The following is a 25,053-nucleotide window of genomic DNA, read 5'->3' on the forward strand; positions in this document are numbered from 1 at the left end:
GACCCGGTCGGAGCGAGCGCGTGCCGGCTTCTCGTACGGACGCGTGCCGGCTCCCGTACGGAACGGTCTCCGCACCGGTCAGATGACGCGCCGACCCGGCCGGTCGGGCGACGTACCGGCCAAGTGGTCAGGTGACGTGCTGGTCGGCCGGGTGCTCGACGGCGGCCACGTGCCGCGGCGGCTCGGGGGCGCGGTCCGCCTCGCGCTGCCAGCCGCGCTCGCCGCGCGCCCGCAGCCAGGCCGTGGTCTCGTCCGGCGGCATGGCCGCGGCGACCAGCCAGCCCTGTACGGCGTCGCAGCCCAGGTCCCGCAGCCGCTCCCAGGTCTCGTCGTCCTCCACGCCCTCGGCCACGACCAGCAGGCCCAGGGAGTGGGCCAGGTCCAGCGTGCAGCGGACGATCTCGGCGTCCTCGGTGTCCACGGCCAGCCGGGCGACGAACGAGCGGTCGATCTTCAGCTCGCTCACCGGCAGCCGGCGCAGGTGCACCAGCGAGGAGTAGCCGGTGCCGAAGTCGTCCAGCGACATCTTCACGCCGTGCCCGGTCAGCCCGGCCAGGGTGTCCGCCGCCCGCTGCGGGTCCTCCAGCAGGACGTGTTCGGTTATCTCCAACTGGAGCGAGCCCGGCGGCACCCGGTGGCGGGCGAGCCGGGCGGCCACCGCGCCGGCGAAGCCGGGGGTGTGCACGTCGCGCGGGGAGACGTTGACGGCGACCGGCACCTCCAGGCCCATCGCCCGCCACCTGGCGACCTGGGCGAGCGCGGTCTCAAGGACGTACTCCGTCAGCCGTGGCATGAGCCCGGAGGACTCGGCGATGGCGATGAACTCGTCCGGAGGGACCCGGCCGCGCTCCGGGTGCACCCACCTGACCAGCGCTTCCAGCCCGGCCACATGCCCGTCGAAGCCGACCTTGGGCTGGTAGTGCAGCTCGACGTCCTCGGCGTCCAGGGCGCGGCGCAGATCGCCCAGCAGGCCCAGGCGGTCGGGGGTGTTGCCGTCCCGCTTGGCCTCGTAGACCTCCACGCCGCTGCGGTCCCGTTTGGCCTGGTACATCGCCACGTCGGCCCGCCGCAGCAGCCCTTCCGCGTCCAGGGCGTGGTCGGGGAAGACGGCGACGCCGGCGCTGGCCTCCAGGACGAGCGTCAGGCCGTCCAGGTCCAGGGGCGATCCGAGGGCGGCGACGAGGTTACGGGCCACCCGCTGGGCGCTGGTGAGGGAGTCGGCGGTGGGCAGCAGGACGGCGAACTCGTCGCCGCCGAGCCGGGCGGCCTCCGCACCGCGCGGCAGGGCGTGCCGCAGCCGGTCGGCTATCTGCAGGAGCAGGCGGTCCCCGGCGAGGTGGCCGAGGGTGTCGTTGACCGAGCGGAAGCGGTCGAGGTCTATCAGGACGAGGGCCGCGCGGGCGCCGACGCGCTCGGCCTCCTCCAGGGCGGTCCACGTGCGCTCCAGCAGCCACTGCCGGTTGGGCAGGCCGGTGAGCGGGTCGCGCAACTGCTCCTCGGCCCGGGCGCGGGCGATCCACAGGGTGGAGTCCAGGGCGATCAGGGGTACGGCGAACAGCGGGAGCAGCAGCGGGGCGTGTACGGCGGCCACCGCGATCAGCGGGGATATGCCGAGCAGGGCGACGCCGACCAGGGCCTGCCGGGCCAGCGCGGTGCGGGCGATGGTGGGCAGTCCGCCCGTACGCGGGGCCATGGTGAACCACAGCAGGGCGCGGGAGACGACGAGGTAGCCGGCGGCGGAGGTGAGGATCTCGGGGAGGACGGACAGGTCCCAGTCCACGGGCGCCCAGGGCACTTCGACGGAGGGTGTGACGCCGAAGGCGGCCAGGCCCAGGGCGGCGGCGCCGATGCCGAGGATGTCCACGGCGCCGTGCAGCAGCGCCTGCCGCCAGCGGTGGCGGCGGGCGGCGCCGACCAGGACGACCACGGCCAGGCTGACCAGGGCGGCGGGCACCCAGCCGTAGAGCAGCAGGACGGCCAGGGCCAGGGCTGCGCCCGAGCCCGTGCCGCCCCACCAGCGGTCACGGCCGAGGGCGACCAGATGTCCGACGATCACGCCGGTGAGGACCGCCAGCGACCAGCCGACGGCGCCCGAGGGGAACAGGGCCCGGCCGGCGGACAGCGTCCGGATGACACCCGTGAGGAGCGCGCCGCCGGCGGCCAGGACGAGCCCGCCGGGCAGTACGGGCACGACGAGCCGGCGGAGCCGCGACGCCGCGGCGGCGCTGTCGGTCGGTTTCATTCCGATACCTCTCACAGCCGGCTGTGCCCGCGCCACGGCAGGCGCACACCTCAACAGTAGGCCGCAGAAGGCCGCCACGGGCAGCGATCGGCGGCGGTTGCCCGAATGCGGCCTGGCCACCCACACCTATCTGGTATGCGCCGAATGGGTGACCGCTCACTCCCCGTCAGGCGGAGTGAGCGCTACCGCTCGTGCCGCGTCGGGGCCCTGTTCCAGCAGCACCGCGAAGCCGTCGTCGTCCAGCACAGGGACCTTCAACTGCATGGCCTTGTCATACTTCGATCCAGGATTGTCACCCACCACAACGAAACCGGTCTTCTTCGAAACGGAACCGGTCACCTTCGCTCCGAGGCTCTGAAGGGCTTCTTTCGCGCCATCTCTGGTGTGTGACTGAAGTGTGCCCGTTACCACGACGGTGACGCCTTCAAGCGGACGCGGACCCTCATCTCCGGCGGCTTCTTCCTCCATGCGCACGCCCGCCGCCCGCCACTTCTCGATGATCTCGACGTGCCAGTCCTCGGCGAACCACTGTTTGACGGACGCCGCGATGGTGTCACCGACGCCCTCGACCGCCGCCAGCTCCTTCTCGTCGGCCTCACGGATACGGTCCAGCGAACGGAACTCCCGCGCCAGCGCCTGGGCCGCCACCGGCCCCACATGACGGATCGACAGACCCGTCAGGATGCGCGCCAGCGGACGCTGCTTGGCTGCCTGGATGTTCTCCAGCATCGCCAGGGTGTTCTTCTTCGGCTCGCCCTTCTGGTTGGCGAAGAAGGTGACGACCTTCTCCTCACCGGTCTTGGGGTCGTGCTTGGGCAGACCGCTGTCCGGGTCCAGGACATGGGACTTGATCGGCAGCAACTGCTCGACCGTCAGATCGAAGAGATCGCCCTCGTCCTTCAGCGGCGGCACGGCCGGCTCCAACGGCCGGCTCAGCGCCGTCGCGGCCACGTACCCGAAGTTCTCGATGTCCAGGCTCTTGCGGCCCGCAAGATAGAACAGCCGCTCCCGGATCTGGGCGGGGCAGCCCCGGGCGTTGGGGCAGCGCAGGTCGATGTCGCCCTCCTTGCCCGGCTGCAGGGCCGTCCCGCACTCGGGGCAGTCGGCCGGCATCACGAACTCCCGCTCGTCACCGCCGCGCAGGTCGACCACCGGTCCCAGGATCTCCGGGATCACGTCCCCCGCCTTGCGCAGGACGACGGTGTCCCCGATGAGCACGCCCTTGGCCTTGACGACCTGCTGGTTGTGCAGGGTGGCGAACTCCACCTCGGAGCCGGCCACCGTCACCGGCTCGACCACCGCGTACGGCGTCACCCGGCCCGTGCGCCCCACGCCGACGCGGATGTCCAGCAGCTTGGTGTTGACCTCCTCCGGCGGGTACTTCCAGGCGATCGCCCAGCGCGGCGCACGCGAGGTGGAGCCCAGCCGCCCCTGGAGCGGGATCTCGTCCAGCTTGACCACGACGCCGTCGATCTCGTGCTCGACGGCCGTCCTGCGGGTCTCCGCGTCACCGAAGCGGTCGATGAACGCGCGCACCTCCGCGAGGGAGCCCACGACCTTGTTGTGGGTGGCGGTGGGCAGGCCCCATTCGTGCAGCAGCTCGTACGCCTGCGACTGGCGGTCGATGTCGAAGCCCTCACGGGCGCCGATGCCGTGGACGACCATGTGGAGCGGGCGGGAGGCGGTGACCTTGGGGTCCTTCTGGCGCAGCGAGCCGGCCGCGGCGTTGCGCGGGTTGGCGAACGGCGGCTTGCCGTCGGCCACCAGCCGCTCGTTCAGTTCGAGGAACTTCTCCATCGGGAAGTACACCTCGCCGCGGATCTCCACCAGCTCGGGCACCCGGTCGCCCTTCAGGCGCTCCGGGATCTCTCCGATCGTGCGGACGTTGGGGGTGATGTCCTCACCCGTACGGCCGTCACCGCGGGTGGCGGCCCGGGTCAGCCGGCCGTTCTCGTACGTCAGGTTGACCGCGAGGCCGTCGACCTTCAGCTCGCACAGGAAGTGGTAGCCGGCGCTCGCGGGGTCGCCGCCCAGCTCGCCGGCGAGCCGCTCGGCCCAGGCCGACAGCTCCTCGTCGGTGAAGGCGTTGTCCAGCGAGAGCATCCGCTCGCGGTGGGCGACCTCGGTGAACTCCGTCTCATACGCCCCGGCGACCTTCTGGGTGGGCGAATCGGGGGTACGGAGCTGCGGATGCTCCTCCTCCAGCGCCTCCAGGGACCGCAGCAGCTTGTCGAACTCCGCGTCGCTGATCACCGGAGCGTCCCGTACGTAGTACCGGAAGCGGTGCTCCTCGATCTGCTCGGCGAGCCGCGCATGCTTCTCCCGCGCCTCGGCGGGCGCCTGCGCCCCCGTCGCGTGCTGTTCGCCAGCCACCGTTACGTCCTCCCGTTTTCCTTGAGCGTTCGTCACTCAGGGTTGTCCGCGAGCGATCTCGCCGCCCGGACGCAGTGCGCGAGGGCCGTACGGGCATATGCGGGCGAAGCGCCCGCCAGCCCGCACGACGGAGTGACCACCACGGACCCGGCGAGAGTCCCCGGCGACAGCCCCAGCCTGCGCCACAGCGTCCTGACACCCATGACGCTACCGGCAGGGTCTGACAACGGGCCGTCCACGCCCGGCACCACGCCCGCGAAGAGTGTCGTGCCGCCCTCGACGGCTTCCCCGACCGCTTCCTCCTCACGCTCGGTGAGCAGCTCGAAATCGAACGAAATGCCACTCACGCCGGCCCTCCGCAGCAGCGCGAACGGCACCTCGGGCGCGCAGGAGTGCACGACCACCGGCCCACCGTCGGCCACCGCCACCAGATCACGCAGGGCGCCCTCCACCACCGCGCGGTCCACGGCCCGGTGGGTGCGGTAGCCGCTGGCGGTCCTGACCCGGCCCTGGAGCACCGCCGTCAGCGACGGCTCGTCCAACTGGAGTACGACCTGGGCACCGGGCACCCGGCGCCGTACGTCCGCGAGGTGGCCGCGCAGCCCCTCCGCCAAGGAAGCCGCCAGGTCCCGGCAGGCCCCGGCATCACTGAGGGCGGCCTCCCCGTTGCGCAGTTCCAGCGCGGCGGCCAGCGTCCACGGCCCGACGGCCGAGATCTTCAGCGGGCCTTCGTACCCCTGGGTGAACTCCTCCAGGGCGTCGAGGTCCTCGCCCATCCAGGAGCGGGCGCGCCGGGTGTCGCGCCCCGGCCGGTCACCGATCCGCCAGCCGCTGGGCTCCACGTGCGCGTACACCTCGACCAGGAGACCGGCGGTCCGCCCGATCATGTCGGCCCCCGGCCCCCGGGCGGGCAGCTCCGGGAGATGGGGCAGCGCCTCCAAGGACTGGGTGACGACCTTGGCGGCCTCCCGGGCGTCCCCGCCCGGCATCGACCCGACGCCGGTCGCGGTGCCGGCGCCCCACTGGTACGTGCTGTTTTCGCTCACCCCGAGAGCCTAAATCGTCACGGCGACGGCGCCACGGCGCGGGCCCGGCGAGAGCCCGATGCGGTCTTGATCCGGGCCCGGTGCGGGTCCGGTGCGGGGCCCTTGGCGAGAACCCCTGACCGCGCCGCCCCCGCTCAGCCGCGCCGCTCCGGATTCCGTACGCCCGCCCAGGCGATGACCGCCGCCAGCCCCAGCACCCCGGCCGCCATCGCGAAGGCGAGTGCCGCGCCGCCCTGGCCGCCGCCCGCACCGGTCAGGACCGCGCCCATGCCCGCGATGCCGACGAGCGAGCCGACCTGGCGGTTGGCATTGAGGGTCGCGCTGCCGATGCCGGCGTGCTCGCTGCCCGCGGCCTCCATGAGGATGCCGGTCATGGCCGGGGCCGCGATACCGCCGGCGAAGTTCGTCAGCCCCAGGGTCACGGCGAGGACCCAGTACGGCAGGTCCGGCGAGAGCAGCAGGAACAGGACCAGGTAGCCGGCTGTGCTCACGACCAGACCCGCGGCCAGCGCGGTCCGGTCGCCCAGCCGCGGCCCGGCCTTCGCGTACAGCATGTTGCCGAACGGGAGGACCAGGACGGCCGGGAGCATCTGGAGGCCGGCGGCCACCGGGTCCGCGCCGCGGGCCGTCTGGAGGTACAGGCCCAGCACGAACAGCGCACCGTAGAAAGCGAAGTTGAACAGGAAGCCGACGGCGTTGGCGGCCACGAAACGGGAGTCCGCCAGGAGCGCGGCGGGCAGTACAGGCGTACCGCTGCGGCGTTCCCGTACGGCGAACCCGGCCGCCGCCGACAGCGCCACCGCGAACGCGCCCAGCACCGGCGCCGAGTCCCAGCCACGGGCCGGCCCCTCGATGAGCGCGAAGCTCAGCGACCCCAGCGCGACCAGGCCCAGGAGGTGCCCGAAGACACCGAGGGCGGTGCGGCGCGCGGCGACCGGCACCACCACGCGGCGGGTGAGCACCAGGGCCACGACGCCGATGGGGAGGTTGACCAGGAAGATCGAGCGCCAGCCCAGCGTGCCGACCAGCAGCCCGCCGATGGAGGGCGCCAGCCCCACAGAGGTCGAGACGATCGCGGCCCATACGCCGAGCACCCGCGCCCGGCGCCGGGGATCGGGAAAGGCGTTCATCAGCAGCGTCAGGGAGCTGGGCATGAACAGCGCCGCGCCCGCCCCCTGGATGAAACGGGCGGCGATCAGGACCGTACCGTCCGGCGCGAGCGCGCCCAGGAGGGACGCGACGGTGAACACGGCCAGACCGGCCAGGTAGACGCGGCGGGCGCCCAGGCGCTGGGCGAGTGAGCCGGCGAGCAGCAGCAGCGAGGCGAAGGCCAGGACGTAGCCGTCCACGACCCAGGTGAGGCCGGACATGCTCAGTCCCAGCCGGCTCCGCAGGTCGTTCGAGGCGACGTTCATGATGCCGGTGTCCAGGCTCGCCATCACGAAGCCGAGGGCCAGGACGAGGAGTTGGAGCCCGGCGCGGGACCGTGCCGGTGTCGTTGCCGGTGTCGCTGCCGGTGCCGGTGTCATTGCCGGTGCCGGCGCGGACAGCGGTAACCGCTCCGGCGATGCAGCCCGCTCCTGTCGTTCCCGCCGTTTCCGCCGCCCCGGCGCCACCATGTCTGCGATCATGGAGTTAGTTAAAGCTGTATCGATCTCAGCCAGCAATGGTTACAGCTATAACTTTACTCAACGCATACGCGGCCCTGCCCAGCCCGGCCCGGCCCGCATGCAGAGGGGACCCGGGGCTCCTCTGAGGCGTGCCTACCCGTCAGCGTGCCTATGTGTCGCGGCCGAGCGCCTTCAAGAGCTGGGCCCGCAGCTCGGCCCGCCCGGTGTCGTCGAGATGGTCCAGGGGCGACGCCTGGCCCATCCGCCGCAGCAGGTCCAGCCGCAGCTCCCGCCCCGCCTCGGTCAGCACAAGCTGTTTGGCACGTCCGTCCAGCGGGTGCGGCTGCCGCACCACCATGCCCTGCTTCTCCAGCTTGGAGATGACGTACGTGACATTCGGCGGCTCGCAGCACAGCACGGCCGCCAGTTCGCGAGCCGTCTTCGGCTCCCCCAGCTCCTCCAGCGCCTTGGCCTGCGTCGGCGTCAGGTCCAGTTCGGCGATCCGGCTGCGCTGATGGGCGTCCAGGCGGCGGCCGAGTTCGGTGACGAGCCCCCGGATCTCCCGGAACCCGCACCCCGCCGCCTCGGTCGACTTCGCTTCAGTGGTCACCCGTGCAGCGTACGTCTGCGGCGGCGGGACCGAAGCGGACCACCCGTCACCGGCCCGGGCGCACCGTCACATCGTTGATCTCCGCGTCCCGCGGCAGGTCGATGGCGGTCAGGATCGTGGTGGCCACCGACTGCGGGTCGATCCAGCGCGTGGGGTCGTACTCCTTGCCCTCCTGCTGGTGGGTGCTGGCCTGCATGGGGGTGGCGGTGCGCCCCGGGTAGACGGAGGTCACCCGTACGCCGTTGCCGTGCTCCTCCGCCCGCAGGGAGTCGGCCAGCGCCTTCAGGCCGTGCTTGCTCGCGGCGTACGCGCCCCACTGGGCGTGGGCGGTCAGGCCGGCCCCGGAGTTGACGAAGACCACATGCCCCTTGGACATCCGCAACTGCGGCAGCATCAGCCGGGTCAGCTCGGCGGGCGCGAGGAGATTGGCGGCGATCGTCCGCTGCCAGCTCCGGGTGCCGAGATCACCGATCGCGCCGAGCTCGACGACGCCCGCGATGTGCATCAGCGAGTCCAGCCGGTCCGGCACCGGCTGGTGGCCCAGCGCCCAGGACAGCTTCCCGGGGTCGGAGAGGTCACCGACGAGCGTGCGCGCGCCGGGGAACTCCCCGGCCAGTTCCTTGGCGCGGCCCGCGTCGCGCGCCAGCAGCCACAGGTCCTCGCCGCGGTCGGCGAGCCGCCGCGCGACCGCCGCTCCGATGCCCGACCCTGCGCCCGTGATCAAGTGCGTACCCATGATCCGATCCTAACGAGGAGTGGCCGGTCCGCCGGTACCCCGGCCGGGCATCGCAGGCCGCTCAGCCGTCGATGCCCGCCCGCTCCTCCAGGTACGCCAGCGCGCCGACCCCGTCCTGCGCGAAGAACACCAGGTCCGCCAGGGGCAGCGGCAAGAACCCCTCCTGCTCCATCCGCTGGAACTGCTGCTTGAGCCCGTCGTAGAAGCCGGCGGCGTTGAGCAGCACGACCGGCTTGGTGTGCAGGCCGTGCTTCTTCAGCTCCAGGATCTCGGTGGCCTCGTCCAGCGTGCCCATCCCGCCGACCATGATGACGACGGCGTCGGCGCGCGCCAGCAGCTCCGCCTTCCGCTCGGCGAGGTCCTTGGTGATCACCATCTCGTCCACGCCGGGACGGACCTTGTGCGCCAGGAACTCCACGGAGACGCCGACGAGCCTGCCGCCGGCCTCCTCCACCCCGTCGGCCATGACCTTCATCAGCCCACTGTCCGAACCGCCCCAGACCAGGGCGTGCCCGCCCTTGCCGATCAGCGTGGCGAACTCACGGGCGGGGGTGGTGTAGCGGTCGTCGAGGTCGGCGGCGGAACAGAAGACGCAGATGTTCATGTACGCACCCTATGAGGCCGAAGGGACGGACTCCATAAGCCCGCGGGGACCTGCCCTATGAGGCCGAGGAGACGGACGCCGTAAGCCCGCGGGACCTGCCCTATGAGGCCGAGGTGACAGACACGGAAACCGGCGACCCTTTAGATCAGCCCCTGCGCCACCATCGCGTCCGCCACCCGCTCGAACCCCGCGATGTTGGCCCCCGCGACATAGTCCCCCGGCCGCCCGTACCGCTCCGCCGTCTCGTAGCACGTCTCGTGGATGCCGCGCATGATCACCGCCAGCTCGTTCTCCGTACGCTCGAAGGACCACGACTCGCGCGCGGAGTTCTGCCGCATCTCCAGCGCGCTGGTCGCCACGCCGCCCGCGTTGGCCGCCTTGCCCGGCCCGAAGGCCACCCCCGCCTCCTTGAACACGGCCACCGCTTCAGGGGTGGTGGGCATGTTCGCGCCCTCCGAGACCGCCTTGACGCCGTTGCGGACCAGGATGCGGGCGGCGTCCGCGTCCAGTTCGTTCTGGGTCGCCGAGGGCAGCGCCACGTCGCACGCCACGTCCCAGACCCGGCCACCGGGTACGTACGTGGCCGACGCCCCGCGCCGCTGCGCGTACGTCTCCAGCCGCCCCCGCTCGACCTCCTTGACCTGCCGCAGCAGCCGCACGTCGATGCCCTTCTCGTCCACGACGTAGCCGCCGGAGTCCGAGCAGGTCAGCACGTTCGCGCCGAGGGACTGGGCCTTCTCGATCGTGTAGATGGCGACATTTCCGGCGCCGGAGACCACGACCTGCTGCCCGTCCAGGTCCTCGCCGCGCCGCTTGAGCATCTCGGCGGTGAACAGGACGTTGCCGTAACCGGTGGCCTCCGTACGGGCCGTGGAGCCGCCCCAGCCCAGGCCCTTGCCCGTCAGCACCCCGGCCTCCCAGCGGTTGGTGATCCGCCGGTACTGCCCGAAGAGGTAGCCGATCTCCCGGCCGCCGACGCCGATGTCCCCCGCCGGTACGTCGGTGTGCTCGCCGAGGTGGCGGTGCAGCTCCGTCATGAACGACTGGCAGAACCGCATGACCTCGGCGGCGGACCGGCCGCGCGGGTCGAAGTCGCTGCCGCCCTTCCCGCCGCCGATGTTCAGCCCGGTCAGGGAGTTCTTGAAGATCTGTTCGAAGCCGAGGAACTTCACGATCCCCAGGTTGACCGACGGGTGGAAGCGCAGCCCTCCCTTGTACGGCCCGAGCGCGCTGTTGAACTCCACCCGGAAGCCGCGGTTGATGTGGACCGTCCCGGAGTCGTCCTGCCAGGGCACCCGGAACATGATCTGCCGCTCCGGCTCGCAGATCCGCTCCACGATCTTCGCCTCGGCCAGCTCGGGACGGGCCGTCAGGACCGGCGCCAGTGACTCCAGCACCTCCGAGGCCGCCTGGTGGAATTCCGCTTCCCCGGGGTTGCGCCGGACCAACTCCGCGTGCAGGGCCGTCAGACCGGCGGATATGTTCTCGGTCTCGTACGCGGTGCGAAACAGTCGACATGCTTCCGTTTACCTTTCGTGGCCGACGAAAGGCCGCGCCGTCGCGGAGGTGAGGAGGTCAGCTCCCGTCGCCGAAGCGGCCGTTCGTACCGTCGTCGCTGTCGACCATACGGGCCCGCGGCACCCGGGGGGACCCGGAAGCGATCGATCCCGGCGTTAGGTTGACCTCCATGAAGAACGGAATAGAAGCGGCTCCTCCGGAAACGGGCACCGGAGGAGCCGGGAGCGCGAGCGGGGGCGCCGAGATCAGGAGCGCCGGAAACGGGAGCACCGGGAGCGGGACCACCGGGAGCGGGCTGCGCCGCTCGTCGATGCTGATGGCCGCGGGCAGCATGGTCTCCCGCGCGACCGGGCTCATCCGCCAGGTCCTCCAGGGTGCCGCGCTGGGCACGGGCCTGCTGGCCACCACGTACAACCAGGCCAACGTCGTCCCCATGAGCCTGTACACGCTGCTGATCGGCGGGGCGCTGAACTCCGTGCTCGTGCCCCAGCTCGTACGGGCCAGGGTCGAGCACCCGGACGGCGGGCGCGCCCACGAGCAGCGGCTGGTCACGCTCGTCCTGTCCATCCTGGCGGTCGGCACGCTGCTCGCCGTATGGGCCGCCCCGGAGATCATCAGCCTCTACCAGACCGACACCCCAAGACCCACGAGGCGTTCGAACTGAGCGTGGTCTTCGCCCGCTTCATGCTGCCCCAGGTCTTCTTCTACGGGCTGTTCTTCATGATGGGCCAGGTCCTCAACGCCCGGGAGAAGTTCGGGGCCATGATGTGGACCCCGGTCCTGAACAACGTCATCCTGATCTCGATGTTCGGCCTGTACCTCGGCCTGCTGACCGTCCCCGACCAGGTGTCGGACATCACGCCGGAGCAGGTCCGGCTGCTGGGCATCGGCACGACCGTCGGCATCGTCCTCCAGGCCGTCGCCCTGGTCCCCTACGCGCGCGCCGCCGGGTTCCGCTTCCGGCCGCGCTTCGACTGGCGGGGTACGGGCCTGCGCAAGAGCGTCGCCGCCGCCCGCTGGACCCTGCTGTTCGTCCTGGCCAACCTGGTCGCCCTGACCGTCGTCACCCATTACGCGGGCGCCGCCGACCAGGCGCTGCCCAAGGACGGCGTGGGCTACTCCGCGTACTCCTACGCACAGATGATCTGGACGCTGCCGCAGGCGATCATCACCGTTTCGCTGGTCACCGCCCTGCTGCCGCGGATGAGCCGGGCGGTGGCCGAACACCGCCTGGACGACCTGCGCGGCGAACTCTCGCGCGCGCTGCGCACCAGCGGCGTCCTGATCGTCCCGGCCGCCGTCTTCTTCCTGGCCTTCGGGCCGGAGGTGGCACGGCTGCTGTTCGCGCACGGCGCGGCGTCCGCCGCCTCCGCCGAGCCCCTGGGCCACATGCTCCAGGCGTTCGGCCTGGGCCTTATCCCCTACTCCGCGCAGTACCTCCTGCTGCGCGGCTTCTACGCCTTCGAGGACACCCGTACGCCCTTCTGGATGGCGGCGTGGATCAGCGCGGTCAACATCGCCCTGGCCACCGTCTGCCACCTGCTGCTGCCGGCCCGCTGGGCGGTCACCGGCATGGCCGCCGCCTACGCCCTCTCCTACGCCGTCGGCCTGCTGCTCACCGCCCTGCGGCTGCGGCGGCGCCTCGAAGGGCGGCTGGACGGCAAGCGGCTGTGCCGCACGTACGGCAAGCTGACCGCGGCCGGGCTGACGGCCGGGGCGCTGGGCTGGGCGGTGGTACGGCTGTGCGTGCCCGCCGCGGACTCCTTCTGGACCACCGTCCTCGCCCTGGCGGCCGGCGGGGTCTCGATGGGGCTGGTCTATGTGCTCCTGGCCCGGATGCTTCGGATAGGTGAACTGCGCAGCCTGCCGGGACTGCGCTGATCCCGTACGGGCCTTCCGGGTGCGGACCCCCGTCCCGCACCCGGAAGGCCCATGCCCTGTACGGCCGTACGTCCGTACGGCACACGGAGCCCGGCCCGCGAGGCTCAGACCGTCCCCGCCACCTGCGGCGCCAAGCCCTCCCGGCCCTCCCCGTCCTCCCGGCCCTCCCCGTCCTCCCCGTCCTCCCGGCCCTCCCCGTCCTCCCGGCCTTCCCCATCCGGCCCGCCGGCCTCCCGCGCCCGCTCCAGCTCCGCCGCGACCATCTTCTCCATCGGGTCGACGGCGAGCCCCCCGGTGAACGCGATGGCCAGGACGATGGCCACGCCCAGGATCACCGGGCCCAGCCACACCATGGTGTCCACCGGCAGGACGTACGCACCGACGACCCGGGCCACGCACTCGCCCAGCAGCGCGATCCCCCACACCGCCGAGAAGGTGCGCTCACCCCGCCGGAACCGCGCCGATTCCGCCAGCAGCCGGTGCCACACGGCCGTCTTCCCGGCCTCCCCCTTGGTGATCCACACCTGAAGGCCCGGCGTCATCATCGGCCGTCCCACGAAGGCGGTGATCAGGACGGCGATGCCGATGACGCTGCTCACCGCGCTGTCCTTGGCGAGCATCAGCCGGGGGTCGCCGGTGACCGTGGTGAGCAGCAGGCTGACCACGTTGACCACCACGATCAGCGCGGCCAGCGCGTTGAACCGGCGGTCCTTGACCACGCCCCAGATCGTACGGAGGGCGGGCACGACACTGCTCCAGCCGAGCGCCGCCACGGTGCCCATGCCGAACCCCTTGCTGAGCAGGTAGTACGCCGCCACCGGCACCCCCGCGTCCAGGATCAGCGGCAACAGGCTCTCCAGCAGCGGATTCCTGCTGCCGGTGCTCCGCTCGGCGGGTGCTTGACCTGCCTGGCTCATGAGGGGTCCTCCCGTGTCGCCCTGTGTGACGCGTTCAGCTTCGCGGCGGGGCCCCTGGCCCCGGCAGTAGCGACTGTCCACGCTTCCGCATGACTTCTGTCATGCCCGGCCGCCTCGATCACCTCCGCCGTACGGGTCACGCGGCGAGCGCGGCCACCGCGTCCGGAGGCGGCGGCCCGGCGTCCCAGACGAGTTCAAACCAGACGGTCTTGCCGCCCGGCCCGAGCAACGAGTCACCGATCGCGCAGCCGCCCCATTTGTCCGCCACCAGCCCGATGATCAGCAGACCCCGCCCACGCTCGCTGTCACAGCCCGGCGGCACCGGCGAGGAACCGGGCGCGGGAAGGTGCGGACTGGAGTCCAGAACACTGACCCGCAGTACGGGGTAGGCCCAGTGCAGCCGTACGGAGGCGGGCCCCCGGGAGTACCGCACGGAGTTGGTGGTCAGCTCCGAGGTCAACAGCTCCGCCCGGTGCAGGAGTTCGTCCAGCCCGTGCGCCACGAGGACCGCTCTCAGAGTGGTCCGGGCGATGCCGGGGCCGCGGGGGTCCCGGGGGAAAGCGAGTTCGTACTCCCAGGGTTCGGCGAACGGGATGGGTGCGGGATGCGGGGGATGCGGTTCGGAGTTCACGCAGGCACCTCCATGTGCGGCGTCGCCGCCACTCCACACGCGAAGAGTGGCGCGGCCCACACCGTAGCGGTGCTCTACATAACTAATGAACAGCGTTAATCACAACGAGTTAATCCTCGTGATCTGGCGGATTCGGCTGCGCCCACCTCGGCACACTGTGCGCCAAACGAGGAGGGGGCACATGGCAACCAAGCACACCCCGACCATCCGTCAGCGCCGGTTCGGTGCGGAACTGCGGCGGCTCCGCGAGGCGGCAGGCATGACCGCGCCGACCGCCGCGGACCTGCTCGGCACGGACCGTACCGTCATCTCCAACATCGAGGGAGGACGCTTCGGCATCAGCGAGGAACGTCTGCGACGCCTCGCGAGCATCTACGCCTGTGAGAGCCAGGAGTTGGTCGAGGCACTGGTCCAGATGGCAGGAAGCCGTAAGGGCGGCTGGTGGGAGGAGTACCGGGGCAAGATCCCACCCGGGTTTCTCGACGTCGCCGAGTTGGAGCACTACGCGGTAAGGCTGCGCACCGTGCAGACGACGCTCCTGCCGGGACTGTTCCAGACCGAAGAGCACGCACGAGCGCTCTTCGACCTCCTGTCACCGCCACTGTCGCGGCTGGAAGTGGAGTTGCGTGTGACGCATCGGCTGACGCGCCAGAATGTTCTCCACGGCGACGATCCCACGCCTTTTGCCGGCGTCATCCACGAATCGGCTCTGCGTATGCAGGTCGGCGGCCGGGACGTGGCCCGCAGACAGCTTCGTCACCTCTTGGAAGCCTGCGAGTGGGACAACGTGACGTTGCTGGTGATCCCGTTCGCAGCAGGCGGCTTCCGGCTGATGGGCGATGGTTGCGTGGTGTACGCGTCAGCACCCGAAGCGCACCTGGACACGGTGCACATGGACTCCCCCACCGGTGGGGTGTTCATCGACGCACCCACGCACCTGGCTCATTTCCGCAGAAGGCTGGACGCGGCCGAGGAGAAGGCGTTGACTCCGGAGAAGTCCAGAGATTTCATCCACATGGTCAGCAAAGAACTGTGAGGAGCACGTTTCTTGTCAGAACCGGTGTGGCTCAAATCGTCGTTCTCCGAAGAAAGCGGCAATAGCTGCGTCGAGGTGGCCGAAGTAACCTTCGACACCCCCGGCGCCTCCGGCACCCTCGCACTGCGGGAAAGTGACGCGCCCGACCACGTCATGATCAGCGGCCGGGACGCACTCCGAGGACTGCTGGCCCGTATCAAGCAGGGGTGACGGCCGCCGCGGACCTGCTCGGCACGGACCGTACCGTCATCTCAGCATCGAGGGAGGACGCTTCGGCATCAGCGAGGGACATCCAGGTGGCAGGAAGCCGTAAGGGCGGCTGGTGGGAGGAGTACCGGGGCCAGATCCCACCCGGGTTTCTCGACGTCGCCGAGTTGGAGCACTACGCGGTGGATTTCATCCACATGGTCAGCGCAGAACTGTGAGGAGCACGTTTCTTGTCAGAACCGGTGTGGCTCAAATCGTCGTTCTCCGAAGACGGAGGCAACAACTGCGTCGAGGTGGCCGAAGTAACCTTCGACACCCCCGGCACCCCCGGCACCCTCGCACTGCGGGAAAGTGACGCGCCCGACCACGTCATGATCAGCGGCCGGGACGCACTCCGAGGACTGCTGGCCCGTATCAAGCAGGGGTGACGGCCGCCGCGACGCGCCGCGTCGTGGCGATCGTGGCGGAGCCCACCACCCGCGTGCCGTCGTACAGCACGATCGCCTGGCCGGGGGCGACACCGCGCACCGGCTCGGTGAAGGAGACGCGCAGCTCGCCGTCGGCCAGCTCCGCGCGTACCTCCGTCTCGCCGCCGTGGGCGCGGAGCTGGGCGGTGTACGTGCCGGGGCCGGTCGGCGCCTGCCCGCACCAGCGCGGCCGGACGGCGGTCAGGGCCGTCACGTCCAGGGACTCGGCCGGGCCGACGGTGACGGTGTTGTTCACCGGGGAGATGTCCAGGACGTAGCGCGGCTTGCCGTCCGGCGCCGGGGTGCCGATCCGCAGGCCCTTGCGCTGGCCGATGGTGAAGCCGTACGCGCCCTGGTGCGTGCCGACCTTGGCGCCGGACTCGTCCACGATGTCACCCTCGGCCGTACCGAGCCGCTTGGCCAGGAACGCCTGGGTGTCGCCGTCGGCGATGAAGCAGATGTCGTGGCTGTCGGGCTTCTTGGCCACGAACAGGCCGCGCCGGGCGGCCTCCTCCCGGATCTCCGCCTTGGTCGTCACGGTGTCGCCGAGCGGGAACATCGCGTGCGCGAGCTGCCGCTCGTCCAGGACGCCGAGCACGTACGACTGGTCCTTGGCCATGTCGGAGGCGCGGTGCAGCTCCAGGCCGCCGTCTTCTTCATTGCGCACGATCGTGGCGTAATGGCCCGTGCACACCGCGTCGAAGCCCAGGGCGAGCGCCTTGTCCAGCAGCGCGGCGAACTTGATCTTCTCGTTGCAGCGCAGACAGGGGTTGGGCGTACGGCCCGCCTCGTACTCCGCGAAGAAGTCCTCCACCACGTCCTCGCGGAAGCGCTCGGCCAGGTCCCAGACGTAGAACGGGATGCCGATGACGTCGGCGGCGCGGCGGGCGTCGTGGGAGTCCTCGATCGTGCAGCACCCGCGGGCGCCCGTACGGAAGGACTTGGGGTTCTCGGAGAGCGCGAGGTGCACGCCGGTCACGTCGTGGCCGGCTTCGGCGGCGCGGGCGGCGGCGACGGCGGAGTCGACACCTCCGGACATGGCGGCCAGTACGCGCAGGCGGCGGGGAGCGTCAGTCATAGCCCCTCCAGGGTAGACGGAACCGGCGAGTAGCCCGTAAGCGTTGTTCAGCGCATGGGGAAAGCCGATCAGGAGAGCACCGGGCGCGACGCCGGCGAGGAGGGCGCCGACGCCGCCGACGCGGCGCCGGGGTCCGCCAAGGGCGTCGACCGGCGGGGGCTGCTGCTCGGCGGCGCGGGCGTGCTGGCCGGCCTCGGCGTGGCCGCCTACGCCGCCCGCGACGAGCTCTCGCACTGGTGGTGGCGACTGCCGGGACAGGAGAAACCGCGCAAAGAGGGCGAAGTAGACTTTCGGGGCGCGCAGTGGGTGCCGGCCTCCCCGGCGAACTACCGACGGGCGGACCGGCCCGCCGACTACACCATCGACCGGGTCGTCATCCACGTCGTACAGGGCGGCTACCGCTCCGCCCTGAAAGTCTTCCAGGACCCGGCCCACGGCGCCGCCGCCCACTACGTCCTGCACAAGGACGGCCGGGTGACGCAGCTCGTCCGCGAACTGGACGTCGCCTACCACTCGGGCAACCGCGCCTGGAACGAACGCAGCATAGGCATCGAACACGAGGGCTTCGTCGACCGCCCCGAGTCCTTCACCCCAGCCATGTACGCGGCCTCCGCCCGCCTGACCGCCGCAATCTGCCGCCGCTACGGCTTCCCCGCCGACCGCAACCACATCGTCGGCCACATCGAGGTCCCCGGCACCGACCACACCGACCCAGGCCCCCACTGGAACTGGAACCACTACCTACACCTGGTACAAGCCATACCCCCGGAGCCGTCTCCGTCCCCGTCCTCGGGGCGATGATCAAGATCGCGGATGACGAAGACGGCATCCACGGATCGTGCGCCGTCGGAGGTTGCTCAGGCGGCCTGTTGGTGCGGGGTGAGTTCGATGGTCAGGTCGGCGTCAAGGGCGCGGGCCAGGCGGCGCAGGAGCGGGATGGTGGGTACGGTACCGCCGCCTTCGATCCGGGAGACCTGGGGCTGCTTCATCCCGCAGCGTTCGGCGAGCTCGGTCTGGGACAGGCCCAGAGCGGTGCGCCGGTCGTAGACCAACTGGCCGAGGTCGTGGGCCAGTTCGGCCTCCTCGTACAGGCGGTCGTACTCGGCGTTCTCCTCCGCCGCCTCACCGAGGAGTTTGCGGTGGCGGCGAGTCTTCCATTCGGCGTGGTTCACGGCAGCTCCTCCTTGATCGGACGACTGTAGATGTTGTGTTCGGTGGCCGGCTCATGACTGGCCTCGCATGCGGCTTGGACGGCGTGGGCGCGCTCCGCTTCCGCCCTCTCACGCATCTTCGTCTTGCGGAAGACGGTCAGCAGTACGACACGGCAACCCGGGGCGAGCCAGTAGGTGATGCGTTGAGCGCTACCGTCAAGGTCGAAACGTAACTCGCGGAGCTTGCCGCCGAGATGACGGGAGTAGGGCTCGCCGAGGGTGGTCGCCTGCTCGGCGAGGCGGTCGACCTTCTGCTCGGCTATCACGTAGTGGTGGGCGGGCAGATTCTCCAGCCAGAGGCGGACCTCGGGCTCGATCTCGATGGTGTACCGCTCACCGGTCATGGCTTCCATGCTATATGGCTTAGGTGTTATAGGCCACCAAGGGTGTCAAGGCTCCTGAGGGTGCCCACGCGGGAGGGGGAGGCGTTGGGCCGGGGTCCGCCCGGGCGGTGGGGCGCCGCCCCGGGAATTCGCGGGGCGGCAGGGGTCCAGCGGAGGGGGTGGCGGTGCCCCCGGCGCTCGCGCGCTCAGCTCAGGCCTGCGCTGCGGGCCCGTTCGACTGCTGGGCCGATCGCTTCTGCCAGGGCTTCGATGTCCGCGCGGGTGGAGGTGTGGCCGAGGGAGAAGCGCAGGGTGCCGCGGGCCAGGGCCGGGTCGGTGCCGGTGGCGAGGAGGACGTGGCTGGGCTGGGCGATACCGGCTGTGCAGGCGGAGCCGGTGGAGCAGGCGATGCCCTGGGCGTCCAGGAGGAGGAGCAGGGAATCGCCCTCGCAGCCGGGGAAGGAGAAGTGGGCGTTGGCGGGCAGCCGGCCGGCCGGGTCGGGGTCGCCGCCCAGGACGGCGTCGGGTGCCGCGGTCCGTACGGCCTTGATCAGGTCGTCGCGCAGCGCGCCGATCTCGCAGGCGAAGTCCGCGCGGTGGGCGACGGCGTGCCGGGCGGCTGCGGCGAAGGCCGCGATGGCGGGGGTGTCCAGCGTGCCGGAGCGTACGTGCCGCTCCTGGCCGCCGCCGTGCAGCACCGGTACGGGGGCGTACTCGCGGCCCAGCAGCAGGGCGCCGATGCCGTACGGGCCGCCGATCTTGTGGGCCGAGACGGTCATGGCGGCCAGGCCGGAGGCGCCGAAGTCCACCTCCAGTTGGCCGACCGCCTGTACCGCGTCGGCGTGCAGCGGGACGTCGAACTCCTTGGCGACCCGGGCGAGTTCGTGGACCGGCATGACCGTGCCGGTTTCGTTGTTGGCCCACATGACGGTGGCCAGGGCCACGTCTGCGGGGTCGCGGGCGATGGCCTCGCGCAGCGCGTCGGCGTGCACCCGCCCGTACGCGTCCACGGGCAGCCACTCCACGCGGGCGCCCTCGTGCTCGGCGAGCCAGTCCACGGCATCCAGGACGGCGTGGTGCTCGACGGGGCTGGCCAGCACGCGGGTACGGGCCGGGTCGGCGTCCCGGCGGGCCCAGTACAGGCCCTTGACGGCGAGGTTGTCGGCTTCCGTGCCGCCCGAGGTGAAGACGACCTCACTGGGGCGGGCGCCGAGCGAGGCGGCCAGGGATTCCCGGGCCTCCTCGACGGTACGCCGGGCTTGCCGTCCGGCGGCGTGCAGGGAGGAGGCGTTGCCGGTGACGGTGAGCTGGGCGGTCATCGCCTGCACCGCCTCCGGGAGCATCGGGGTGGTGGCGGCGTGGTCGAGGTAAACCATGGTGCGCACGATTCTACGAGCAGGCGCGGGGGCGCGTACGGGGCGCGTAGGGGCTTACGCGTACGCCGCCCCGCACCGTAGAGGGACGAAGCGGAAGCACCCTCTTATTACTGCCCCTGTCAGCCCTTCCAGCCCCCGGACAGCACACCGGCCACCACCCGGCAAAATGATCACATGTCTCCATCGACGGACTCCTCCGACTTCACACCCGCCTCCCCGCGCGCCCGGCGCCCGCGCGGCCTGCGCGCCGCCGCCCTGGCCCTCGGCCTGTGCGCCGCCCTGGCCACCGCCGCACCGGCGACCGCGGCCACCAAGAGCCACTCCGCCTCTCGCACCACCCACTCCGCCCGCGGCACCTCCGGCCACCACGCCACGAGCGCCGCGCACGGCCACCTCTCCCCGCCGGCAAGCGCGCCCACGCCACCAAGAACTGCGCCAGGATCCCCGGCAAGAAGAAGGGGAGCTGCAACGAGCCGCACCGCAAGTGCCGTCAGCGCGGCGCGAAGGCGGTCAGCTCCAAGGGCATCCACCTGACCTGCCGCATCGCCCGCTGGGACGGCCGGCTGCGCTGGCTCGCCAAGGGCGAGTGAGGGCGAAGGGAAACGAATGGCTTGGTGCTCGCGTGATCTCGACATCCAGGTAATTAGTCACTAGCGTTACGGTCATGACGACCGACGACTGGACGCTGGACCGTACGTACCGCAGTTCCGTCGGCGAGGTGCGCTGGACCGCCCTTGGCCCGCCCACCGCACCTCCCGTGGTCCTGCTGCACGGCACCCCGTTCTCCTCCTACATCTGGCGCGGCGTCGCCCGCGCGCTCGCCGGGCGGCACCGCGTCCTGGCCTGGGACATGCCGGGCTACGGCACCTCGGAGAAGTACGAGGACCAGGACGTCTCCCTCGCCGCGCAGGGCCGGGTCTTCACCGAACTCCTCGCGCACTGGGAGCTGACCGAGCCGGACGTGGTGGCGCACGACTTCGGCGGCTGCGTCGCGTTGCGCGCCCACCTTCTGCACGGTGCCCGCTATCGCCGTCTGGTTCTGGTGGACGCCCTGACCCTGGCTCCCTGGGGGACCCCCACCTACCGCCTGCTCGGCGCCCACCCCGAGATCTTCGGGCAGCTTCCGCCCGCGCTGCACCGGGCACTCGTACGGGAGTACGTCAGTTCCGCCAGCCACCGCGGGCTGCACCCGGCCGTCCTGGACCGTCTCGTGGAGCCCTGGTGCACCGCGGAGGGGCGCCCCGCCTTCTACCGCCAGATCGCCCGGAACGACCAGCGCTTCACCGACGAGATCCAGCCGCGCTACGGGGAGGTCGCGGTCCCGACCCTGATCTGCTGGGGCGCCGAGGACACCTGGGACCCCGCCACCAAGGGCCACGAACTGGCCTCCCTCATCCCCGGTGCTCGCCTCCACCTCATCCCCGGCGCCGGCCACCTCGTCCAGGAAGACGCCCCGGCGGAACTGACCGCGGCCCTGACGGACTTCCTGCGGCCACGGCCGGAATGCGACGGCCGCCACGACGGCTCCTAGTGATATAGGGCGCGAGAAGTGTACAGTTCTGTACATGAGTGACACGGTGGCAATGACAGAGGCCCGGGCGCGCTTCGGCTCGCTGGTCCGTCGTACGGCGCTCGCTCGCGAGCGCATCACGATCACCGATCACGGTCAGCCTGCAGCGGTGTTGATACACCCCCAGGAGCTGGCAGACCTGGAGGATTCGCTGGCACTGGCCGAGTACCGAGCCCAGCAAGCGGCCGGCACCTTTCGCGGGGTCCCCCATGAAGAGGTTCGTCGGCGACTCGGCCTGGAGCGTGGGTGAGTTACAGCATCGTCTGGGGAGAATCCGCCATCAACGCGGCGGCGGGATTCCTCAAAGACGACGCCAACGGTCTCAGTCAGCTCCTCGCAACCGTCGACCTACTGGCCGACAACCCACGTCCGGACGGAACCACCGCATACGGATCCTCCGACCTGCGCCGTATGTATGTCGGTAGATACCGGGTTCTTTATGAAATCACCGACACGACGACCACAGTCGCGATCCTTCACCTGGGCCGCACGCTCTGAGCTTCCGCCACTGCCCCGGCAGCTTGCCGACTGCCGGGGCTCATACGCGGGCGTGACGGTGCGGCCAGGGCGACGCGTCACGCCCCCAGCGGTGCCCGGGCCAGTTGGCGGGACTGGGCGACCAGGCGGTCCTCGGTGTCCCAGACCTCGGCGTCCTCCTCCAGGAAGCCGCCCGCCAGGTTGCGGGTGGTGATGGAGACCCGCAGCGGGCCGGGGGCCGGGCGGCGGCGGATGTGGGTGGTCAGTTCGACGGTGGGGACCCAGCCGGTCAGGCCGATGTCGAAGGCGGTGGGCGGCAGGGCGTCGACCGTCAGCAGCAGCGAGAGCGGGTCGGGGTCGCGGCCGTCGGCGAGGCCGAACCAGGCGCGCATCTCGCCCTTGCCGGAGGGCCGGCCGACCGCCCAGCCCGCGGTGGCCGGGTCCAGGCGCAGGTTCAGGCGCTCGGCGATGCGGGTGCTGCCGGGGATGGCCGGGCGTCCGCCGGGGCCGCTGTCGGCGCCGAGGCAGTGTTCGTACGGGGGCAGGGCCGGCGGCTTGGCGGTGGTGCGGACGTCGTCGGGGAGCGCGTCGAGGTCGCCGTAGGCGGCCAGCACCCGCATCCGTTCGACCTCGGTGCCGTCCTCCTGGAACTGTACGAGGGTGGCGCCGCCGGTGGACATGGTGCGGCCGGTGCGGATGGTCTCCGTACGGATGACGGCGGGGCCGGGGACGGAGGCCGTCAGGTAGTGCGCGGTGACCGAGAAGGGGTCGGGGTGCGCCAGGGCGTCTCCCAGGGCCCGTCCCATCAGGGCCAGGAGGTAGCCGCCGTTGACGGCCTGGATGATGGTCCAGCCTTCGGAGAGCTGGGTGTCGTAGACGCCGGGCGAGCGCCGGACGACCGCCGTGTCGCGGTCGAACTCACTGTTACCTATGGTCACCGTGGACATGCGCCGCACGCTACACGGATTTGTTACTGACGGGTAGCCCCTTTTACCGGAAGGAAGGGTTCCACGGCCTGAGAACATGTGCGCATGCTGCACATGCTCTATCTGGTCGGCGTCTCGGCCTTCGCCGCGAGCGGTGTCCTGGCCGCCTACCGCGCCGACATGGACCCCTTCGGCGGCCTGGTCCTCGCCTTCGCCGCGTCCATCTCCGGCGGCACCCTGCGCGACCTGATCCTCAACCGCCACCCGCTGTACTGGACCCACGACTGGGTCCTGCTGACGGTCATCATCTGTGTCGGCGTGGCCACCATGGTCTACCTGCACTTCTGGTCGCTGCCGCGCAGGTCGCTGCTGGTGGTGGACGCCATCGGGCTGGCCGTCGTCACCGTCATCGGGGCCCGGGCGGCCATCTCGGCCGGCGCCACCCCGCTCGCGGTGGTCATCCTGTCCGTGCTAACCGGCGTCACCGGAGAGGTCGTACGCGACGTGCTGTGCGGCGAGTTTCCGCCGCTGCTGCTGCGCGAGGACGTGTACGCGATCGCCGCGCTGGCCGGCGGCGCCTGCTACCTGGGACTGCACCACCTGGGGACCGGCGCCACCCCCGCCGCGGTGGTCTCGGCGGGGGTGGTCTTCGCGCTGCGTATGGGGGCGGTGTACTTCGGGCTGCACCTGCCCCGGCCGCAGCAGCTCCGCGCGGGCGACTGGCGGCTGAAGAACCGGGACCGGGGCAGCGGCCGGTGACGCCGGGGCGCGGCCGGGCACACCGCCGGGGGCGTTACGGCAGCGGCGGCTTGGTGGTGGTCTCCAGCCAGGTGTGGAAGAGGTCACCGAGCCGCTGCCCGGAGACCTTCTCGGCCAGCGCGACGAACTGTTCGGTGGTGGCGTTGCCGTACCGGTGCAGCTTCGTCCACGTCGGCAGCAGCTTGAAGAACGCCTTGTCCCCGATGCGCTCGCGCAGCACCTGGAGGGTCATCGCGCCCCTCTGGTAGACCGCCGAGGCGAACATCGTGTCACGCTGCGGGTCGGCGACCTTGATCTTCCAGAAGTCGGAGTCGGCGGGCCGGGCGTTGTAGGCGGCCACGAACGCGTCGTGGGCGCTGCGGGTGCCCTTGTGTTCGGCCCACAGCCACTGCGCGTACGTGGCGAAGCCCTCGTTGAGCCAGATGTGCTTCCAGCGCTCGACGGAGACGGAGTCGCCGAACCACTGGTGGGACAGCTCGTGGACGATGGTCGTCTCGTTGCGTACGGCGGAGTAGGCCGGTTTGGTCTGCACCTCCAGGGAGAACCCGGCCTGCGGCATGTCGTCGACGATGGCGCCGGTCTCCTCGAAGGGGTACGGGCCGAAGACCTGGGACCAGTAGTCGGTGGCCTCCGCGGTGATCGCGTAGACGTCGACCGGGCCGGTGGGCAGGGCCGGGTCGATCGCGACGTAGATGGGGATGCCGCCGGGGGTGGTGCCGCGGCGCACGTCGAACTTGCCGATCGTGGCGGTCGCCAGGTACGTGGCCATCGGCCGGCGCTCCCGCCAGTGGGCGTAGGAGCGGCCGTCGCGCTCGTAGGAGGAGACCAGCCGGCCGTTGGAGACGCCGGTCAGGCCCTTGGGCGCGTCGATGCGTATGTCGTACGTGGCCTTGTCGCTGGGGTGGTCGCTGGAGGGGAACCAGGTCGAGGCCGCGTTGGGCTCGCAGGCGACGAAGACACCGTCCTTGGTCTTCATCCAGCCGTAGTCGGAGCCGAAGACGATGGGGCCGCTCAGCGGCAGCGGGACGCCGCCGTAGACGACCTTGACGGTGAACCGCTCGCCCTCGCGCAGCCGCTTGCCCGGGGTGACGGTGATCTCATCACCGGAGCGGGTGAACTCGGCCCGGTGTCCGTTGACCCGGATCGAGGTGACCGTCAGCTTCTGGAGGTCGAGGTTGAAGGCGCTCAGGTCCTGGGTGGCACGGGCGGTCAGCGTCGTACGGCCGTCGAGCCGGCCGCTCGCCGGGTCGTAGCTGACGCCGAGGTCGTAGTGGAGGGCGTCGTACCCGCCGTTGCCCAGCAGCGGGAAGTAGCTGTCGCCCACGCCGGGCGCGCCGGGGGCGGCCCCGGGCGCGGCGGCGACGGCGAACCCCGAGGCCGCCGCCGTGGCCAGGGCGAGCAGACGGGTTCTGTGACGTGCAGATCGGGAGAGTGCCATGAGCCGTCCCTTCGAAC

The 25,053-nt window shown here is 71.1% G+C and carries 26 protein-coding genes and 1 pseudogene; 11 read left to right on the plus strand and 16 right to left on the minus strand.

What is annotated here, in order from left to right; genetic code table 11:
• Positions 1-127 precede the first annotated feature (127 nt).
• The 8 genes from KGS77_RS09660 to gdhA form a co-directional block, all read right to left on the minus strand.
• Positions 128-2,242: a bifunctional diguanylate cyclase/phosphodiesterase gene (locus KGS77_RS09660; RefSeq protein ID WP_242580279.1), complete on the minus strand. Its 2,115-nt coding sequence runs from the start codon at positions 2,240-2,242 to the stop codon at positions 128-130.
• Positions 2,243-2,398: 156 nt separating this feature from the next.
• Positions 2,399-4,615, minus strand: coding sequence for an NAD-dependent DNA ligase LigA (ligA, locus tag KGS77_RS09665; protein WP_242580281.1), 2,217 nt, complete (start codon positions 4,613-4,615; stop codon positions 2,399-2,401).
• Positions 4,616-4,647: 32 nt separating this feature from the next.
• Positions 4,648-5,661, minus strand: a complete 1,014-nt coding sequence (locus KGS77_RS09670; RefSeq protein ID WP_242580283.1) for a methionine synthase — start codon at positions 5,659-5,661, stop codon at positions 4,648-4,650.
• A 134-nt stretch (positions 5,662-5,795) separates the two neighbouring features.
• Complete coding sequence (locus KGS77_RS09675) at positions 5,796-7,190, minus strand: MFS transporter (RefSeq protein ID WP_242580284.1); 1,395 nt, start codon at positions 7,188-7,190, stop codon at positions 5,796-5,798.
• 250 nt (positions 7,191-7,440) lie between these two features.
• Positions 7,441-7,881 (minus strand): MarR family transcriptional regulator, encoded by a 441-nt coding sequence (locus KGS77_RS09680; protein WP_242580285.1) that lies wholly within the window; start codon positions 7,879-7,881, stop codon positions 7,441-7,443.
• Positions 7,882-7,927: 46 nt separating this feature from the next.
• The gene (locus tag KGS77_RS09685) at positions 7,928-8,617 is read right to left on the minus strand and encodes an SDR family oxidoreductase (protein WP_242580286.1); all 690 of its coding nucleotides are present in this window, start codon (positions 8,615-8,617) and stop codon (positions 7,928-7,930) included.
• Positions 8,618-8,678: 61 nt separating this feature from the next.
• Positions 8,679-9,221 (minus strand): TIGR00730 family Rossman fold protein, encoded by a 543-nt coding sequence (locus KGS77_RS09690; RefSeq protein ID WP_242580287.1) that lies wholly within the window; start codon positions 9,219-9,221, stop codon positions 8,679-8,681.
• Between the two features lie 140 nt (positions 9,222-9,361).
• Positions 9,362-10,702: an NADP-specific glutamate dehydrogenase gene (gdhA, locus tag KGS77_RS09695; protein ID WP_242587384.1), complete on the minus strand. Its 1,341-nt coding sequence runs from the start codon at positions 10,700-10,702 to the stop codon at positions 9,362-9,364.
• Between the two features lie 353 nt (positions 10,703-11,055).
• On the opposite strand from gdhA, the pseudogene murJ reads away from it, so the two are divergent.
• Positions 11,056-12,620, plus strand: a pseudogene (murJ, locus tag KGS77_RS09700) (murein biosynthesis integral membrane protein MurJ).
• Positions 12,621-12,724: 104 nt separating this feature from the next.
• Here the strand turns inward: murJ and KGS77_RS09705 are convergent.
• Positions 12,725-13,537 carry a VC0807 family protein gene (locus KGS77_RS09705; protein ID WP_242580288.1) on the minus strand — a complete coding sequence of 271 codons (813 nt, stop codon included), beginning with the start codon at positions 13,535-13,537 and terminating at the stop codon, positions 12,725-12,727.
• 136 nt (positions 13,538-13,673) lie between these two features.
• Entirely contained in the window at positions 13,674-14,168 is a 495-nt protein-coding gene (locus KGS77_RS09710; protein WP_242580290.1) for an ATP-binding protein, read from the minus strand.
• 181 nt (positions 14,169-14,349) lie between these two features.
• On the opposite strand from KGS77_RS09710, the gene KGS77_RS09715 reads away from it, so the two are divergent.
• The 4 genes from KGS77_RS09715 (at position 14,350) to KGS77_RS09725 (ending at position 15,839) form a co-directional block, all read left to right on the plus strand.
• On the plus strand, positions 14,350-15,204 hold the full coding sequence (locus KGS77_RS09715; RefSeq protein ID WP_242580291.1) for a helix-turn-helix transcriptional regulator: 855 nt from the start codon (positions 14,350-14,352) through the stop codon (positions 15,202-15,204).
• A gap of 12 nt (positions 15,205-15,216) precedes the next feature.
• Positions 15,217-15,414: a DUF397 domain-containing protein gene (locus tag KGS77_RS09720; protein ID WP_242580294.1), complete on the plus strand. Its 198-nt coding sequence runs from the start codon at positions 15,217-15,219 to the stop codon at positions 15,412-15,414.
• Between the two features lie 86 nt (positions 15,415-15,500).
• Complete coding sequence (locus KGS77_RS34605) at positions 15,501-15,629, plus strand: hypothetical protein (protein WP_277994210.1); 129 nt, start codon at positions 15,501-15,503, stop codon at positions 15,627-15,629.
• Positions 15,630-15,641: 12 nt separating this feature from the next.
• Entirely contained in the window at positions 15,642-15,839 is a 198-nt protein-coding gene (locus KGS77_RS09725) for a DUF397 domain-containing protein (protein ID WP_242580296.1), read from the plus strand.
• On the opposite strand, the gene mnmA is transcribed toward KGS77_RS09725, so the two are convergent.
• Positions 15,826-16,956: a tRNA 2-thiouridine(34) synthase MnmA gene (gene mnmA / locus KGS77_RS09730; RefSeq protein ID WP_242580298.1), complete on the minus strand. Its 1,131-nt coding sequence runs from the start codon at positions 16,954-16,956 to the stop codon at positions 15,826-15,828. The two genes, KGS77_RS09725 and mnmA, sit on opposite strands and share 14 nt — an antisense overlap.
• Positions 16,957-17,010: 54 nt before the next feature.
• Between mnmA and KGS77_RS09735 the strand changes: the two genes are divergently transcribed.
• The gene (locus KGS77_RS09735; RefSeq protein WP_242580299.1) at positions 17,011-17,757 is read left to right on the plus strand and encodes an N-acetylmuramoyl-L-alanine amidase; all 747 of its coding nucleotides are present in this window, start codon (positions 17,011-17,013) and stop codon (positions 17,755-17,757) included.
• Positions 17,758-17,813: 56 nt separating this feature from the next.
• On the opposite strand, the gene KGS77_RS09740 is transcribed toward KGS77_RS09735, so the two are convergent.
• The 3 genes from KGS77_RS09740 to KGS77_RS09750 form a co-directional block, all read right to left on the minus strand.
• On the minus strand, positions 17,814-18,128 hold the full coding sequence (locus KGS77_RS09740; RefSeq protein WP_242580300.1) for a helix-turn-helix transcriptional regulator: 315 nt from the start codon (positions 18,126-18,128) through the stop codon (positions 17,814-17,816).
• Complete coding sequence (locus tag KGS77_RS09745) at positions 18,125-18,511, minus strand: type II toxin-antitoxin system RelE/ParE family toxin (protein ID WP_242580301.1); 387 nt, start codon at positions 18,509-18,511, stop codon at positions 18,125-18,127. The genes KGS77_RS09740 and KGS77_RS09745 overlap by 4 nt, the downstream gene beginning before the upstream one ends.
• 185 nt (positions 18,512-18,696) lie before the next feature.
• Complete coding sequence (locus KGS77_RS09750; protein ID WP_242580303.1) at positions 18,697-19,866, minus strand: cysteine desulfurase family protein; 1,170 nt, start codon at positions 19,864-19,866, stop codon at positions 18,697-18,699.
• A 269-nt stretch (positions 19,867-20,135) separates the two neighbouring features.
• Here KGS77_RS09750 and KGS77_RS09755 point away from each other — a divergent pair, with 269 nt between their 5' ends.
• From KGS77_RS09755 to KGS77_RS09770, 4 genes are all read left to right on the plus strand, one after another.
• Complete coding sequence (locus tag KGS77_RS09755) at positions 20,136-20,456, plus strand: hypothetical protein (protein ID WP_242580304.1); 321 nt, start codon at positions 20,136-20,138, stop codon at positions 20,454-20,456.
• A gap of 74 nt (positions 20,457-20,530) precedes the next feature.
• Positions 20,531-21,397 carry an alpha/beta hydrolase gene (locus tag KGS77_RS09760; RefSeq protein ID WP_242580305.1) on the plus strand — a complete coding sequence of 289 codons (867 nt, stop codon included), beginning with the start codon at positions 20,531-20,533 and terminating at the stop codon, positions 21,395-21,397.
• A gap of 34 nt (positions 21,398-21,431) precedes the next feature.
• Positions 21,432-21,686, plus strand: coding sequence for a type II toxin-antitoxin system Phd/YefM family antitoxin (locus KGS77_RS09765; protein ID WP_242580306.1), 255 nt, complete (start codon positions 21,432-21,434; stop codon positions 21,684-21,686).
• Complete coding sequence (locus KGS77_RS09770; RefSeq protein ID WP_242580307.1) at positions 21,683-21,934, plus strand: type II toxin-antitoxin system RelE/ParE family toxin; 252 nt, start codon at positions 21,683-21,685, stop codon at positions 21,932-21,934. The genes KGS77_RS09765 and KGS77_RS09770 overlap by 4 nt, the downstream gene beginning before the upstream one ends.
• 77 nt (positions 21,935-22,011) lie before the next feature.
• Here the strand turns inward: KGS77_RS09770 and KGS77_RS09775 are convergent, their stop codons facing one another.
• Positions 22,012-22,860 carry a thioesterase family protein gene (locus tag KGS77_RS09775; RefSeq protein WP_242580308.1) on the minus strand — a complete coding sequence of 283 codons (849 nt, stop codon included), beginning with the start codon at positions 22,858-22,860 and terminating at the stop codon, positions 22,012-22,014.
• 84 nt (positions 22,861-22,944) lie between these two features.
• On the opposite strand from KGS77_RS09775, the gene KGS77_RS09780 reads away from it, so the two are divergent.
• Entirely contained in the window at positions 22,945-23,598 is a 654-nt protein-coding gene (locus tag KGS77_RS09780) for a trimeric intracellular cation channel family protein (RefSeq protein WP_242580310.1), read from the plus strand.
• Positions 23,599-23,632: 34 nt separating this feature from the next.
• Here the strand turns inward: KGS77_RS09780 and KGS77_RS09785 are convergent, their stop codons facing one another.
• Positions 23,633-25,036, minus strand: coding sequence for a M1 family metallopeptidase (locus KGS77_RS09785; RefSeq protein WP_242580312.1), 1,404 nt, complete (start codon positions 25,034-25,036; stop codon positions 23,633-23,635).
• Positions 25,037-25,053 lie beyond the last annotated feature (17 nt).

The organism is Streptomyces sp. MST-110588 (assembly GCF_022695595.1).
GTDB lineage: Bacteria > Actinomycetota > Actinomycetes > Streptomycetales > Streptomycetaceae > Streptomyces.

Bases quoted from the DNA above. Each gene is read 5' to 3' on its own strand.
- KGS77_RS09745 (WP_242580301.1), bottom strand. From the start codon at position 18,511: ATGACCGGTGAGCGGTACACCATCGAGATCGAGCCCGAGGTCCGCCTC.
- KGS77_RS09765 (WP_242580306.1), top strand. From the start codon at position 21,432: ATGAGTGACACGGTGGCAATGACAGAGGCCCGGGCGCGCTTCGGCTCG.
- KGS77_RS09715 (WP_242580291.1), top strand. From the start codon at position 14,350: ATGGCAACCAAGCACACCCCGACCATCCGTCAGCGCCGGTTCGGTGCG.
- KGS77_RS09690 (WP_242580287.1), bottom strand. From the start codon at position 9,221: ATGAACATCTGCGTCTTCTGTTCCGCCGCCGACCTCGACGACCGCTAC.
- KGS77_RS09685 (WP_242580286.1), bottom strand. From the start codon at position 8,617: ATGGGTACGCACTTGATCACGGGCGCAGGGTCGGGCATCGGAGCGGCG.
- KGS77_RS09780 (WP_242580310.1), top strand. From the start codon at position 22,945: ATGCTGCACATGCTCTATCTGGTCGGCGTCTCGGCCTTCGCCGCGAGC.
- KGS77_RS09735 (WP_242580299.1), top strand. From the start codon at position 17,011: ATGGGGAAAGCCGATCAGGAGAGCACCGGGCGCGACGCCGGCGAGGAG.
- KGS77_RS09705 (WP_242580288.1), bottom strand. From the start codon at position 13,537: ATGAGCCAGGCAGGTCAAGCACCCGCCGAGCGGAGCACCGGCAGCAGG.
- mnmA (WP_242580298.1), bottom strand. From the start codon at position 16,956: ATGACTGACGCTCCCCGCCGCCTGCGCGTACTGGCCGCCATGTCCGGA.
- KGS77_RS09785 (WP_242580312.1), bottom strand. From the start codon at position 25,036: ATGGCACTCTCCCGATCTGCACGTCACAGAACCCGTCTGCTCGCCCTG.
- KGS77_RS09675 (WP_242580284.1), bottom strand. From the start codon at position 7,190: ATGACACCGGCACCGGCAGCGACACCGGCAACGACACCGGCACGGTCC.
- KGS77_RS09775 (WP_242580308.1), bottom strand. From the start codon at position 22,860: ATGTCCACGGTGACCATAGGTAACAGTGAGTTCGACCGCGACACGGCG.
- KGS77_RS09660 (WP_242580279.1), bottom strand. From the start codon at position 2,242: ATGAAACCGACCGACAGCGCCGCCGCGGCGTCGCGGCTCCGCCGGCTC.
- KGS77_RS09750 (WP_242580303.1), bottom strand. From the start codon at position 19,866: ATGGTTTACCTCGACCACGCCGCCACCACCCCGATGCTCCCGGAGGCG.
- KGS77_RS09760 (WP_242580305.1), top strand. From the start codon at position 20,531: ATGACGACCGACGACTGGACGCTGGACCGTACGTACCGCAGTTCCGTC.